Origin of the sequence: Nocardia sp. NPDC059236 (assembly GCF_042754085.1) — a bacterium.
Classification (GTDB): domain Bacteria; phylum Actinomycetota; class Actinomycetes; order Mycobacteriales; family Mycobacteriaceae; genus Nocardia.
The window spans coordinates 252,546-267,215 of the sequence record NZ_JBHZAF010000013.1 but is presented as its reverse complement, the minus strand read 5'-3'; the positions used below and the strand labels follow the sequence as shown (position 1 = coordinate 267,215).

The following is a 14,670-nucleotide window of genomic DNA, read 5'->3' as shown; positions in this document are numbered from 1 at the left end:
GCTCGAAAAGTTCACGAAAGTACACACCCCCCACGGGATCTCGGCGTATTTTCCCAGCATGAGGGAAGTGGGGAGATGGACGGGCGTCGAGTCGTACGCCCTGCAAAGCGCACTGGGCGACAACGCTGAGACCTTCGCCGACAAGGTCGGTGTCACCGCGAGCATGCTCTACCGGTGGCGGCGCGCCGGAGCACACGCGAGGTTGCGGCTGGTCAACCAGACGCGCCTGGCCGAGCTGCTCGACGGTCTCGACGAGGCGCAGATGCGCCGATTCTGGGATGCGTTGGCGGCCAATCCGATTTCGCAGGATGCTGACGACGTGCTGACCGGGCCGTCGCTGCCGCCGAATGTGCTCACAGGCTGTTGGGTGACAACCTACCGATTCGACAGGGTGCGCCACCACGCCGATATCGCGGTGATCACCCCGCGCGGTGGCCGGCGGATCACGGCCGCGAACTGGCCGCCGCAGCCACGCAGCGAGGACCAGGCGGCGGGATTCCGCAACCGGGTCGAGGCCGAGCTGTGTGGACGGCACCTGATCGGCCAGTGGCGAAACCTGAGCGATAGCTACTATTTCGGCTCCCTTCACCTGTCGGTAATGCCGGGCGAGATGATGCTCAGCGGCTACTACACCGGGTTCCCGCATGACATGGAAGTTGTTGCCGAGCAGTGGAAATGGGTGCGCATCGCGCCGGATTCGCTGGACGGAATCGATCTCGCCGCCGTCACCTTGAAAGCGCCGGCATTGATCTACGCTCTGCTCGAGGACCGCAGCCACACGGCCGGTCCGATGACGCTCGAGGACATCACGGAGGCACGATGACCCTGACCAAGCAGCACGTCCGAGACGTCGTGGATATCTACATCCGGGCGTGGACCAAGCAGGACCCCGACCTGATCCTGTCGATCTTCACCGAGGACGCCACCTATCACGAGCGCGTGCTCGGCGAGCCAATCGCGAACCATGAGGGCATCCGGGACTACTGGCAGTCGAAAGTGGTCGAGTCGCAAGCGGCCATCGAGTGTGAGTTGCTGAGCCTGTATGTCGACGGCGAGACCGCGATCGTCGAGTGGGAAGCCCGTTTCGATGACCTCGTCCGCGGTATCCGTAAGCGCATGCGCGAGGTCGCCCTGCTCGAGTTCGACGGCGAGCGGATCCGGAGCCTGCGGGAGTACTGGGCCTCGGAAACGATCAGTTGATGCGATAGTGGACGCGCCGCGCCCGCCTGCGTACGTTGATTGGCGTAGCTGGATCCATCGCGGTGAGATCCGGAAGTAAGCCTCGGGAGTTCCTGTCGGATGACAGGGCCCGAGGCTTGCGCCGTATTAGGGGTCGATCAACCTCAGGATCCCGCGCGGCGCGCCCTATAGGGGGCGGGTACTGGCGGCGGGCACCGGATTCGAACCGGTGACTTCCCCTGCTGGGGCACTCTCGGTCATCGGGTACCGGTGCACCTTCCCCGATGCCTCCCAGGCTGAGTTAGCCCGCCTGCCTTGACATTCTAGCGGCCTGTGCTTCGGCGCTGGCCTTCGTCTGGTGGTGGGCATGGCACAGCGCCCACACTTTCGTGGACGGCGTCCACGAAAACGTCGTACGCTGTCCCGGTCCAACCCGGCTGTATCCCGATCAGTCCCGAGTCACCGCAGGTGACGGGCATAAACCAGTCGTCGCGCCGAGGCAGTCTGACCAGCGGTTAGGGGTTCGATTCCCCTAGGCTCCACAGAAGAAAGCCGCAGGTTGCCTCGCAACCTGCGGCTTTTTCGTATTCCGTGCGTGTCGTATCCCGATGCCGCAGTGGCCGAATCGTGAAATGAAAAAAGCCTCCCGGGATTCCCGGAAGGCGTTTTCGATCTTTCGAGTGGGCCTAGGAGGACTTGAACCTCCGACCTCTTCGTTATCAGCGAAGCGCTCTAACCGCCTGAGCTATAGGCCCTCAATGGGTGTTCGAAGTGTGTGACTCGAACGAGGCAGAAGATTACCGTACCGGAGCGCCGATAACCAAAACGGCCGGTCAGCGCCCTGCATAGGGCAGGACGGACCGGCCGTAGCGGCGGATCGAAACAGCGGTTTCTAGTCGGGATCGGCCAGGGTGACCTGGATGCCGCCGACCAGATCGGTGCACTGGTTGTAGACGAAGACGCCGACCGTGGACAGCGCCGTCAGCAGCACCACATTGATGAGACCGATCACACCGGCGTAGCCGAAGACCGTGCCCGCATCGATGAGCGCCGAGCTGGAGTTGTCCGAGACCATGTCGGTGAAGGTGGAGTTCAGGCGCTCCCACACACCCATGCCCTCGAGCACCAGGTACAGCAGGCCGACCGCCAGCATCCACACGAAGAACATGGCCACGCTGATCACCAGCGAGACCTTCAGCGTGGACCACGGGTCGATGTGGCGCAGCTGCACGGTGGCACGCAGCGGCTCACCGGTGGCCGCTGCCTGCGCCACCGCCGCGGGGGCGGACGGCGAGACCGGACCGGCCGGCGCGATCGGCTCCGGCGGCGGCAGCGGGTGCCGCAGCTCGGACAGATCCGGCAGATCCTTGACCAGTTCCGGGCGGGCGATGCTGCGGGTCGGTCCGTCGATGCCGACGGACTTCACCATGGCCGCCTCCTTGCGCGCCGCCTTGGCCGCCAGGTCGGCGGTGGTGCGGGCGTTGGAGACGCCGGCGTTGAGGCCGCCGCCCTGCAGACCGCCACCTTGCAGACCGCCGCCCTTGAGGCTGGCGGTGCTGCCCGGCATCGGGGCCTGGCCCGGGCGGTAGAGGTTGGACTGCGGCTCCCGCTGCGGCAGCTGCGACCAGCCTTCCTGGAAGGGCGAACCGCCCTGGGCGTCCGCGGCCTCCGGTGCCGCGGCCTCTGCCGAATTGTTACCTTCCGGCCCGAAATCGCCGGAGTGGTCCGACAATTCAGGTGATTGCGGCGCACCGCCGTCGTTCCCGCCGGTCCGCGGAATAGGCCGCGGCGGAATCGGGGACGGGGCGATTCTCTCGGTCACGCCATTGGCATGACCGCGCTGGTCATTCGGCTGATTCGTGGTCAATGGTGAATCCTTCGATCCGTTTGTGCCGCCGCTGCTGTGGTGAAACTACTGCTTCGCCGAACCGCTGGTGTCATCTTCGGCAACCTGGTCGGGCTCATCCGCGTTCCGAGCGATCGCGAGCAAAGTATCGCCCTCGCCCAGGTTCATCAACCGCACGCCCTTCGTTTGGCGACCGGCCTTGCGAACCTGGTTCGCCGCGGTGCGAATGACACCGCCACCGGAGGTGATCGCATACAGCTCATCATCATCATTGACGATGAGCGCACCGACCAGATTGCCACGCTTCGCGTCGTACTGGATCGTCAGCACACCCTTGCCGCCGCGACCCTGCGCCGTGTACTCGTCGATGGCCGTGCGCTTGGAGTACCCGCCCGCCGTCGCGACAAGCAGATAGATGCCCTCCGCGTCGCGAACGACGTTGAGCGACAACAGTTCATCGTCGGTATTGAAGCGCATGCCCTGCACGCCGGAGGTGGCCCGGCCCATCGGGCGCAGCACCTCGTCATTGGCATTGAAGCGGATGGACTGGCCGTGCGCCGACACCAGCAGCAGATCGTCGTCCGCCGAACACAGTGCCGCACCGACCAATTCGTCCTCGTCGCGCAGATTCACCGCCACGATGCCGCCGGTCCGGTTGGAATCGAAGTCCGTCAGCTTGGACTTCTTGACCAGACCCTTGCGGGTGGCCAGCACCAGATAGGGCGCGTCCTCGTAGGACTTGAGCTGAATGACCTGGGCGATCTTCTCGTCCGGCTGGAAGGCGAGCAGGTTCGCCACGTGCTGGCCGCGCGCGGTGCGGTTGGCCTCGGGCAGCTCGTACGCCTTGGCCCGGTACACCCGGCCCTTGTTGGTGAAGAACAGCAGCCAGTCGTGGGTAGAGGTGACGAAGAAGTGCTTGACGATGTCGTCCTGCTTGAGACCCGCGCCCTGCACGCCCTTGCCGCCGCGCTTCTGCGAACGGTAGAGGTCGGTCTTGGTGCGCTTGGCGTAGCCGGTCTCGGTGATCGTCACGACCACGTCCTCGCGGGCGATCAGATCCTCGTCCTGCACATCGCCGTCGGCCGCGATGATCTTGGTGCGGCGGTCGTCGCCGTACTTGTCGACGATCTCCGCCAATTCGTCACGGACGATGGCGCGCTGCCGCTCCGGCTTGGCCAGGATGTCGTTGAGGTCCGCGATCTCGGCCTCGATCTTGGCCAACTCGTCGAGGATCTTCTGACGCTCCAGGGCCGACAGGCGGCGCAGCTGCATGTCGAGGATGGCGGTCGCCTGGATCTCGTCGATCTCCAGCAACTGCATCAGGCCGGTGCGCGCGGTCTCGGTGTCGGCCGAGCGGCGGATCAACGCGATCACGGCGTCCAGCTGGTCGAGCGCCTTCACCAGACCGCGCAGGATGTGAGCGCGTTCCTCGGCCTTGCGCAGCAGGTACCTGGTGCGCCGGATGATCACTTCCAACTGGTGGTTCACATACAGCCGGATCATCTGATCCAGGCGCAGCGTGCGCGGCACCTTGTCGACGATCGAGAGCATGTTGCAGCCGAAGGAGGTCTGCAACTGGGTGTGCTTGTAAAGGTTGTTCAGCACCACCTTGGCGATGGCGTCGCGCTTCACCGTGATGACGATGCGCAGACCGACACGGTCGGACGACTCGTCGTGGATGTCGGAGACACCCGCGATCTTGCCGTCCTTCACCTGCTCGGCGATGGCGTTGATGAAGTTGTCGGTATTGACCTGGTACGGCAGCTCGGTGATGACGATCGTGGTGCGACCCCGGTTGTCCTCCTCGATCTCCACCACACCGCGCATGCGGACCGAACCGCGCCCGGTGGTGTAGGCGTCGATGATGCCCTGGGTGCCCACGATCAGGCCGGCGGTCGGGAAGTCCGGGCCCTTCACGCGCTCGATGCACGCGGCGAGGGTGGTCTCCTCGTCGGCGTCGTGGTTGTCCAGCGCCCAGTAGATGGCCTCGGCCAGTTCGTTCAGGTTGTGCGGCGGGATGTTCGTCGCCATGCCGACGGCGATGCCGTTGGAGCCGTTCATGAGCAGAGCGGGCACCCGGCTCGGCAGAACGGTCGGCTCCTGCGTCTTACCGTCGTAGTTCGGGATGAAATCGACCGTCTCGTGGTCGATCTCGCGCAGCATCTCCATGGCCAGCGGCGTCAGGCGGCACTCGGTGTAACGCATGGCGGCCGCGCCGTCGTTGCCGCGGGAACCGAAGTTGCCCTGGCCGTCGACCAGCGGGTAGCGCAGCGCCCACGGCTGCGCCATGCGCACCAGGGTGTCGTAGATCGCGCTGTCGCCGTGCGGGTGGTAGTTACCCATGGTGTCGGCGACCGGGCGCGCGGACTTCACGTAGCCGCGGTCGGGCCGATACCCGTTGTCGTACATCGCGTAGAGGATGCGGCGGTGCACCGGCTTCAGGCCGTCGCGCACCTCCGGCAGCGCGCGGCCCACGATCACGCTCATGGCGTAGTCGATGTAGGAGTTCTGCATCTCCTGCTGGATGTCGACCGGCTCGATGCGGTCGCCACCCGAGGGCGGAAGCGAAGTCTCAGTCATGGATCAGGTCTCCGTCAGAAGTAGGGGTGGTCCTCGCGGCGCGCACGCGGAGGCCGAAAAGGCCTCCGCTGTCGCGAATTACACGTCGAGGAACCGGACGTCCTTGGCGTTCCGAGTGATGAAGCTGCGGCGAGCCTCCACGTCCTCACCCATGAGGATCGAGAACAGCTCATCGGCCGCGGCCGCGTCATCGAGCGTGACCAGACGCAGGACGCGCACGGTCGGATCCATGGTGGTCTCCCACAGCTCCTTCGGGTTCATCTCACCGAGACCCTTGTAGCGCTGGATGCCGTCGTCCTTGTTGATCTTCTTACCGGCCGCCAGGCCGCGCTCCAGCAGACCGTCGCGCTCCTTGTCCGAGTAAGCGAACTCCGGCTCGGACCGCTGCCACTTCAGTTTGTACAGCGGCGGCATGGCCAGATACACGTGACCGTGCTCGACCAGCGGGCGCATGAAGCGGAACAGCAGGGTCAGCAGCAGCGTCGAGATGTGCTGGCCGTCGACGTCGGCGTCGGCCATCAGCACGATCTTGTGATAGCGCAGCTTGGCGATGTCGAACTCGTCGTGGATGCCGGTGCCGAAGGCCGTGATGATGGACTGCACTTCGGTGTTCTTCAGCACGCGGTCGATGCGCGCCTTCTCCACATTGATGATCTTGCCGCGCAGCGGCAGGATCGCCTGGTACATCGAATCGCGGCCGGACTTGGCCGAACCACCGGCGGAGTCACCCTCCACGATGTAGATCTCGGACTTGCTCGGATCCTTCGAGCGGCAGTCGGCCAGCTTGCCCGGCAGACCGCCGATATCGGTGGCCGACTTGCGGCGCACCAGCTCACGCGCCTTTCGGGCCGCGACCCGCGCCTGCGCCGACGAAACCGCCTTCTGCACAATCGTCTTCGCATCGGCCGGGTTCGCCTCGAACCAGTGCGAGATGTGCTCGTTGCAGGTGCGCTGGACGAAGGACTTCACCTCGGTATTGCCGAGCTTGGTCTTGGTCTGGCCCTCGAACTGCGGGTCGGCGATCTTCACGCTCACGATGGCGGCGAGACCCTCACGGATGTCGTCACCGGTGAGGTTGCCTTCCTTCTCCTTGAGGAGCTTCTTGTCCTTCGCGTACTTGTTCACCACCGTGGTGAGCGCCGCGCGGAAGCCCTCCTCGTGGGTGCCGCCCTCGTGGGTGTTGATGGTGTTGGCGAAGGTGTGGACGGACTCGGAGTAGCCCGAGTTCCACTGCATCGCGACCTCGACCTCGTGGCCGGTGCCCTTGCCGGTGAAGCCGACGATCGAGTTGTGGATCGGCGTCTTGGTCCGGTTGATGTGGCGGACGTAGTCCTCGAGACCGCCCGGGTAGTGATAGGTGCGGGTCTTCGTCTTCGGCTCGGCGGCGGGCGCGTTCTCGTCGAGATGCTTGGGCGCCTCGGCGGTTTCGCTCACCACCTCGTCGGTGATGTCGCCCTCGTGGATCCGCTGATCGGTCAGCGTGATGGTGAGGCCCTTGTTCAGGAACGCCATCTCCTGCAGGCGGCGGGCGACCGTCTCGAAGCTGAAGGTGGTGGTCTCGAAGATGTCCGGGTCCGGGAAGAACCGGATGGTGGTGCCGGTCTTCTTGGTCGACTCGCCCTGGATCAGCTTGCCGGGCTTGGCGTCCTTGTACTCCTGGGTCCAGTGGTACCCGCCGTAGTTCACCTCGGCCTCGAGGCGGGTGGACAGCGCGTTCACCACGGAGATGCCGACACCGTGCAGACCGCCCGACACCGCGTAGGACTCACCGTCGAACTTGCCGCCGGCGTGCAGCTGGGTCATGACCACCTCGATGGTCGGCACACCCTGCGCATGCATATCGGTGGGGATACCACGACCGTCGTCGACGACCTCGACACCGCCGTCGGCCAGCAGAGTGACATCGACACGCGTGGCATACCCGGCCATCGCCTCATCGACCGAGTTGTCGACGACCTCCCAGATCAGATGGTGCAGGCCGCGCTCACCGGTGGAGCCGATGTACATACCGGGGCGCTTGCGTACCGCCTCCAGACCCTCGAGCACCGTGATCGAGGTCGCGCTGTACGACTGATTGCCCTGTTTGGTCGAGCCTTCTGCGTTGGAGTCCATGGCAGCCACTGGTGGGTAGCTCTCCTTACTTGCTGATCCTCCCGGCACAGTGCATGGCACGCGTGGAGCCCTCAGACGCTGTCTGCTCGAGTACCCAGACGCTGTCTGCTCGAGAATTACGGGGGCTCACGCGCGGGCGCTGCGGAACGCGCCGGGAGGTATCGCCGCTAGTTACTCCCCCATCCTACTGGTACGACCGACAGAGAACCCACCTATGACACCCCTGAGTGGGCCGTAGGGTCATGAAATCGACCAGCGATATGACCCGTTATGGGTGCGGGGGGTTCCGGAAGCCTCAGCGGGCGATGTGAGCGCGGGCCCGGAGCGGTTTGCGCGAGGGTTCTCCGTGATCTCCGTGATCTCCGGACGCTCCGCGTGAGATCTCTTCTCGTTCCACGTGAAACAAACGCCGCGGAGCAGGAATTCGCGGCCTACCCGTAGGTGTCGCGCGGGCCCCGGCCCTTGATGTGCCGCTCGCCCTTGCGCCAACTCGGTGCGGTCGGGCCGTTGATCCGGAGCTGTTTGACGACGCCGTTGCCGACCGCGGCCGCGATCTTGGCGAGGATCTGGGATTGGAACATGCGCAACTGGGTCGCCCAGGCCGTGGACTCGGCCTGAATGCTCAGCACGCCGTTCTCCAGCGAGATGGGCTGGGCGTGGGACGCGATGTCCTCCCCGACCACGCTGGCCCAGCGGCCGAAAACCGTGCCCTCGGCGACCTTGGCCGACCAGCCGCGGCCCTTGGCCAGCTGCATGGCCAGCGCGGAGAGGGTCTGCGGATCGCGCTCGTCCGGATGCGCACCCGACCAGCCGCTGCGCCGCCGCAGGGCACGAACGCCACCCTTGCGCGGCGAGGCCCGGCCCTGACCCACCGACTTACCGGCCGCGCGCGCCGCCGCACGTGCTTCTTCGAGGGCACGCCGGGCCAGGTCGACGCCGCGCAACTCCGGTTCCGGGCCGGTCCCATCGCTGGATTGACGCGGGGCACCAGGATTCGCCGCGGGCGGGGTGTGGTCGTTGCCTTCGGTCGGCTCGGCCATCCACAACTCCTTCCACACCTGGGAATCCCGATGATCATCGGCGGTTCGTCACGTGATTCTGCCGTATCGCACCGACCGACTCACCGGCACGACGCGCGATTCCGCCGCAAGGTCACATGGACGCCGACTCGGCTATCCGGGACGCCCGGTGATCGGCCTCGCCCGTGGTCTCCACCCGCACCGGCACGGCATCCAGCTCGGGCGGTACGTCCTCGGGCACCGCGGCGGTGATCAGCACCTGTTCGGCGCCGGCGGCGACCGCGGCCAGGGCGGTGCGGCGCCGGCGATCCAGTTCGGCGAACACGTCGTCGAGGATCAGCACCGGATCGGTTCCGGCGGAACGCAGCAGCTGGAAGGCTCCGAGCCGCAATGCCAGGGCGAAGGACCAGGACTCGCCGTGACTCGCGAAACCCTTCGCGGGCGCGGAACCCAGCATCAGATCCAGATCGTCACGGTGCGGGCCGACCAGGCACACCCCGCGCTCCAGCTCCTTGGGACGCGCCGCGGCCAGCTCCCGCAGCAGGATCGCCTCCAGCGCCTCCTCGTCCTCGGCCTGTGGCGCCCGCGCGGGATCCAGGAATTCCGGCGGCAGGCTCACACTGCGGTAACCGATTGCGGCAGGCCGGGATTCGGGCGCGATATCTGAATAAGCCTGTGCAAGATGTGGATAAAGGTCGTGCACCAGCCGCAGCCGCTGCGCCAGCAGCACCGCCCCGTGCGCCGCCAGATGGCCGTCCCACACATCGAGGGTGCTCATCTCCGCGCCGCGCGCACCCGAACGGGCGTTGCGCCCAGCCGTTTTCAACAGCGCCGACCGCTGCCGCAGCACCTTGTCGTAATCCGCGCGCACCCCGGCCAGCCGCGGCAGTCGCGCGGTGGCCAGTTCGTCCAGGAAGCGCCGCCGCTCCCCCGGATCCCCGCGCACCAGCGACAGGTCCTCCGGCGCGAACAGCACGGTCTGCAGAATCCCCAGGATCTCCCGCGGCCGCCGCACCGGTGAGCGATTGATCTGGGCGCGATTGGCCGTGCCCTGATTCAGCTCCATATCCACCCGCAGCTCGCGGCCGGTATTGACCACCGTCGCACCGATCCGGGCCTTCTGCGCGCCGATCCGGATGAGCGGAGCGTCGGCCGCCACCCGATGTGAGCCGAGTGTGGACAGATAGCCGACGGCCTCGATCAGGTTGGTCTTGCCGTTCCCATTGGCGCCCAGGAAAACCGTTCCACCGGGCGAAAGTTCGAGTTCGGCGGCCTCCCAGGACCGGAAGTCGCGCAGTGACAGCGCACGCACGTGCATCCGGCTAGTCCACCATGCCCGCGATCGGGTCCAGTACCGGCCCTGACTGGGGATACTCGAACGCGCGCGGCGGATTCGCCGCGCGCGCCGAGTTTTTCACAGGTTTGTCAACACTGTGCACAGGTATGTCGTCCGCGCCGAGTCGATGGGTTGCCGAACGGGCTCAGCCCGGCAACCGCACCGGCATCAGCAGGTAGATGTAGTTGCCGCTGAGGGCCGAGAACGCGCCCGACTCCAGCTGGGCGGGCTCCTCCTCCGGCGCCGGCAGGAACACGGCCGGGCGGCTGGGAGTGGTGAAACCGAAGGTCACCCGGTCCGAATGCGCGGCGGAGAGGCCGTCGAGCAGGTAGCCGGGGTTGAAGGCGATGGTCAGCGGCTCACCGCGGAACTCGGCCTCCAGCCACTCCTCGGCGCGGCCGGCGTCGTCGCCACCGGCGGAGAGCAGCAGGCCCTCCTCGGAGAACTCCAGCCGCACCTGGGCGCCGCGCTCGGCCACCAGGGCCACACGCTTGATGGCCTCGGTCAGCGCGTTCACCGCGAGGGTGGCGATGGAGGTGTGCTCCTTGGGGAGCAACTGACGGAACTTGGGGAATTCCGCGTCGAGCAGGCGCGTGGTGGTGCGGCGGCCGCCGTTCACGATGCCCAGCAGGCCGTCGGTGCCGTTACCGAACGCCAGCTGCACCGGCTGATCGGACGCACCGAGGGTCTTCGCGGACTCGGACAGGGTGCGGGCCGGGATCAGCACCGCGGTCTCCACATCGGCACGGCCCGGCTGCCATTCCAGCTCGCGCACGGCGAGACGGAAGCGGTCGGTCGCGGCCAGGACCACCTTGGGGCCCTCGATCTCGACGCGGATACCGGTGAGCATGGGGAGGGTGTCGTCGCGGCCGGCGGCCACGGCCACCTGGGAGACCGCCTCGGAGAACAGGTCCACGGCGAGCTCACCGGTCTGCGGCGGCAGCTCGGGAAGCTGGGGATAGTCCTCGACCGGCATGGTCGGCAGGGAGAACTTGGCGCTGCCACAGGCGATCAGCACGCGGGTGCCGTCCAGCGACACGTCCACCGGCTTGTTGGAGAGCGCCTTGGTGATATCGGCCAGCAGGCGGCCCGACACCAGCACCTGACCCGGACCGGCGACCTCCGCGGCCACCCGCATCTGCGCGGAGACCTCGTAATCGAAACCGGAGACCGTCAGGCCGTCCTCGTCAGCCACGAGAAGCACGCCACCGAGCACAGGCACCGGAGGCCGCGACGGCAGGCTGCGGGCCACCCAGGCTACGGATTCGGCGAAGTCCTCGCGGGCGACCCGAAACTTCATGCTTGCAAGCTCCATCGCCCGGTCTGTCCTCTCCACTGTCGGTCGTTCGGATCTTCGGATCAGTAATCGGCAGTCTCGCACACGGGGCCGACACCAAACCGTACCTGCGCGAGACCGACGTGCCTACGCCGACCCTCCGGCTCACCACCGGAACTCTGGTGGGCTCTCACGGGCATTGCCACTGAACCCCTTCGGCACCGATCCCTTGCCCGTCCTTCTCCTGGCTGCCCGATCGGGTGGGGAGGGGCTGCTCATCGAACCGTGTTCTCCCAACCCGAGATTCCACACACCCTGTTTTAGAAGAACCTTTTCTAGAAGAAGAACTGAAGTAGTAGTAGGTCCTGTTAGTTCTGTGGACTTCGGCCATTCACCCAGGTCGGAGCGTCCGGCGGCGTGTGGATGTCGTCGGGGTGGCTCGAGGATGAACAACGCGTGGCTGTGGAGTTGACCTGCTACTCCACATTTCTCCTCGAGCCATCCTCGAGTTGGTCCCACGTTTCGGGCCATGCTGCGCACATCTGAGCGAAACCGGGGACAACTCGAGGATTCCTCGAGGACCTGACATGGACTCCTCGAGGAATCCACAAGCCGCTGAGCGCATCCGGGCAGGTCAGCCCTCGAGGATGAATCCACCTGTGGGAACTGTGCACGAAAAGTTGTGCACCCCTGTGCATGACGGCCTGGGGGCAACTCGGTGGACAACAGTGGGATTCCTCGAGGAATCCACACACCTTCCTCGAGGACTCCTCGAGGAATCCACAACCCCGGAAAACAAAGAACCCCACGTCAGACGACGTGGGGTCCTGTGGACTGTGGATCAGCGCGAACGCTGTTTGATTCGGGCTGTGAGTTCTTGAACCTGGTCGTACACGCGCCGCCGCTCGGTCATCTCCTTGCGCACCTTCTTCTCCGCGTACATGACCGTGGTGTGGTCGCGGCCGAAGGCCTGGCCGATCTTGGGCAGGGACAGATCGGTGAGCTCGCGGCACAGATACATGGCGATCTGCCGGGCCTGCGCCAGCGGCCGCGCCTTGCCGGGACCGGTCAGCTCCTCCAGCGTGGTGTTGAAGTACTCCGCGGTCACGGCCATGATCGTGGCCGCCGTGATCTCCAGCGTCGCGGTGTCGGGCATCAGATCCCGCAGCACCACCTCGGCCAGCGACAGATCCAGCGGCTGCCCGTTCAGCGACGCGAACGCGGTGACGCGGATCAGCGCGCCCTCCAGCTCGCGAATATTGCGCTCCACCCGGCTGGCGATCAGTTCGAGCACATCGTGCGGCACATCCAGGCGGTCCATGCGGGCCTTCTTGCGCAGGATCGCGATGCGGGTCTCCAGCTCCGGCGGCTGCACATCGGTGATGAGCCCCCACTCGAACCGGGTGCGCAGCCGCTCCTCCAGCGTCGCCAGCTGCTTGGGCGGCCGGTCGGAGGACACCACGATCTGCTTGTTGGCGTTGTGCAGGGTGTTGAAGGTGTGGAAGAACTCCTCCTGGATACCTTCCTTGCCCTCGATGAACTGGATGTCGTCGACCAGCAGGATGTCGGTCTCCCGGTAGCGGCGCTTGAACGCCACCTTCCGGTCGTCACGCAGCGAGTTGATGAAGTCGTTGGTGAATTCCTCGGTGGACACGTACTTCACCCGCATGCCCGGGAACAGCCGCTGGGCGTAGTGGCCGGCCGCGTGCAGCAGGTGCGTCTTGCCCAAACCCGAAGCGCCCCAGACGAACAGCGGATTGTAGGCGCGCGCCGGCGCCTCCGCGATGGCCACCGCCGCGGCGTGCGCGAAGCGGTTCGAGGCGCCGATGACGAAGGTGTCGAAGGTGTACTTCGCGTTCAGGCTGGCCGAGGACTGCGCGGGCGCGGGCTCGCGTTCGGGCGTCCGGTTGAAATAGGTCGGCCACGAATTACGGACATTGACCACCGGCTCGTCGTCGTGCGCCTCGTCCACCGGCCGGCGCGCGGCCGGTTCGTCCGAATAACGCGGCGCGGGTTCGTCCGAATAACGCTGGGGTGCGGGCTCGTCCGAGTACCGCTGCGGGGCGGGTTCATCGGCATACCGCTGGGGTTCGTCGGAATACCGCTGCGAGGCGGGACGGACGGGTTCGTCGTCGGGGTCCGGCGAGAACAGCGACTCCTGCCCGGGCGGCATGGGCGCGCTGCGATGGTTGTCACGGCGCCGGGGCGGCGCGGGCGGCTCCCCGACCGGCATCGGACGGTCCGGCGCCGACATCGGCAACTCTTCGGCCATCGGCGGCTGCCCGAATTCCACAGGTGGATAAGCATCGCGCTCGTCGTACTCGGCCGGGTAGTCCTGGGGAGGGAGGTAGCGCGGCGCCGCGTACTCCTGCGGACTCGGATACATGGGCTGTGGACGCTCGCCCAGCGGCGGCTCGGCCGGATACGCGGGAGGCACGGGTTCGGGTTCGCGCGGGCGCTCGGGCCGGGAGGTCATGCGCGCGTGCCGCGGGGCATTCCCCGAGCGACCGGCGGGCGGATGCTGCTGCGCGCGAATGCGCACGCCCAGGCCCTCGACCTGCAGACCGCGGCGGGCCAGGGATCGCAGGATGAGCTCCCGCAGGTCCCGCTCGACCGTCACCTGCGCCATCGTGCCCGGCACCGAGAGCAGGGCGAAGCCCTGCGCGAAGGTGATCGGTTCGATAGTGTTGAGCCACGCCTTGTGGGCCTTGCTGACCGGCTGGATCTCCCCGTCCGCGGAACCACTCGCCAACTCGGCGATCACCTCGGGCCAGACAGCCGTCAGCACATTCTGCTCGTCGTCCACGAACGTAGTCCTCCCCGGATGTAGGTCGATAGGAGCAGACGGTCTGCGCTGCTCGGCTCCCCCAGTCACCGGGCGTCGGCGAGTCACCGTCGGCCCTACGAATATGCCACTCCAGGGGTCTTTCCACACAATTATCCACAGATGTGGACAACCTGGGGATACACGCAACCGCGTGTCTGATTCCCCGAATCAGGCGCGTACCTGCGGGTTCACAGCAATCAGCTGGCAAAGTCAACCGCAGTCGCAGCGAAGGACTGGAAAGGACCGTACACGACGCCCGCGCCGCGACACGAACCCGCAGCAAACGCCACGCGGAACGATCGATCCAGTGCGGAAATCGGGCCTCTACCCCCGAGTTTGACCCTCGTCCAGGGGGTAAGTACCCTTCTACAGTCACCCTATGGTGCGGTGGCGGCTGTCTGCTGCCCGTGCCGACAAGGGTATTGCGCCGAGAGACCCAGGTCCCTCGAGAGCACTGTTTCACCGACAAAGCTTCGGGCGTCACCGGATGCCCAC

Annotated in this window: 9 protein-coding genes and 2 tRNA genes; 2 read left to right on the top strand and 9 right to left on the bottom strand. The window is 66.2% G+C overall.

The features are described from left to right. The first annotated feature begins 202 nt into the window (after positions 1-202). Positions 203-823 (top strand): hypothetical protein, encoded by a 621-nt coding sequence (locus ACFXIV_RS31030; RefSeq protein WP_379400803.1) that lies wholly within the window; start codon positions 203-205, stop codon positions 821-823. Beyond that, positions 820-1,200 carry a nuclear transport factor 2 family protein gene (locus ACFXIV_RS31025; protein WP_379400802.1) on the top strand — a complete coding sequence of 127 codons (381 nt, stop codon included), beginning with the start codon at positions 820-822 and terminating at the stop codon, positions 1,198-1,200. The genes ACFXIV_RS31030 and ACFXIV_RS31025 overlap by 4 nt, the downstream gene beginning before the upstream one ends. 182 nt (positions 1,201-1,382) lie before the next feature. On the opposite strand, the gene ACFXIV_RS31020 is transcribed toward ACFXIV_RS31025, so the two are convergent. From ACFXIV_RS31020 to dnaA, 9 genes are all read right to left on the bottom strand, one after another. Continuing rightward, positions 1,383-1,490, bottom strand: a tRNA-OTHER gene (locus tag ACFXIV_RS31020). Positions 1,491-1,860: 370 nt separating this feature from the next. Then, positions 1,861-1,934 (bottom strand) — tRNA-Ile (locus tag ACFXIV_RS31015). A 137-nt stretch (positions 1,935-2,071) separates the two neighbouring features. Next, positions 2,072-3,046, bottom strand: coding sequence for a DUF3566 domain-containing protein (locus tag ACFXIV_RS31010; protein WP_379400801.1), 975 nt, complete (start codon positions 3,044-3,046; stop codon positions 2,072-2,074). A 45-nt stretch (positions 3,047-3,091) separates the two neighbouring features. After that, complete coding sequence (gene gyrA, locus ACFXIV_RS31005) at positions 3,092-5,605, bottom strand: DNA gyrase subunit A (protein WP_379400800.1); 2,514 nt, start codon at positions 5,603-5,605, stop codon at positions 3,092-3,094. 78 nt (positions 5,606-5,683) lie between these two features. After that, positions 5,684-7,717, bottom strand: a complete 2,034-nt coding sequence (gyrB, locus tag ACFXIV_RS31000; RefSeq protein WP_354848986.1) for a DNA topoisomerase (ATP-hydrolyzing) subunit B — start codon at positions 7,715-7,717, stop codon at positions 5,684-5,686. Between the two features lie 431 nt (positions 7,718-8,148). Then, positions 8,149-8,757 carry a DUF721 family protein gene (locus ACFXIV_RS30995; RefSeq protein WP_379400799.1) on the bottom strand — a complete coding sequence of 203 codons (609 nt, stop codon included), beginning with the start codon at positions 8,755-8,757 and terminating at the stop codon, positions 8,149-8,151. Between the two features lie 112 nt (positions 8,758-8,869). Next, complete coding sequence (gene recF, locus ACFXIV_RS30990; RefSeq protein ID WP_379400798.1) at positions 8,870-10,054, bottom strand: DNA replication/repair protein RecF; 1,185 nt, start codon at positions 10,052-10,054, stop codon at positions 8,870-8,872. A gap of 163 nt (positions 10,055-10,217) precedes the next feature. After that, complete coding sequence (gene dnaN / locus ACFXIV_RS30985) at positions 10,218-11,387, bottom strand: DNA polymerase III subunit beta (protein ID WP_379400797.1); 1,170 nt, start codon at positions 11,385-11,387, stop codon at positions 10,218-10,220. An 802-nt stretch (positions 11,388-12,189) separates the two neighbouring features. Next, complete coding sequence (gene dnaA, locus ACFXIV_RS30980) at positions 12,190-14,154, bottom strand: chromosomal replication initiator protein DnaA (RefSeq protein ID WP_379400796.1); 1,965 nt, start codon at positions 14,152-14,154, stop codon at positions 12,190-12,192. Positions 14,155-14,670 lie beyond the last annotated feature (516 nt).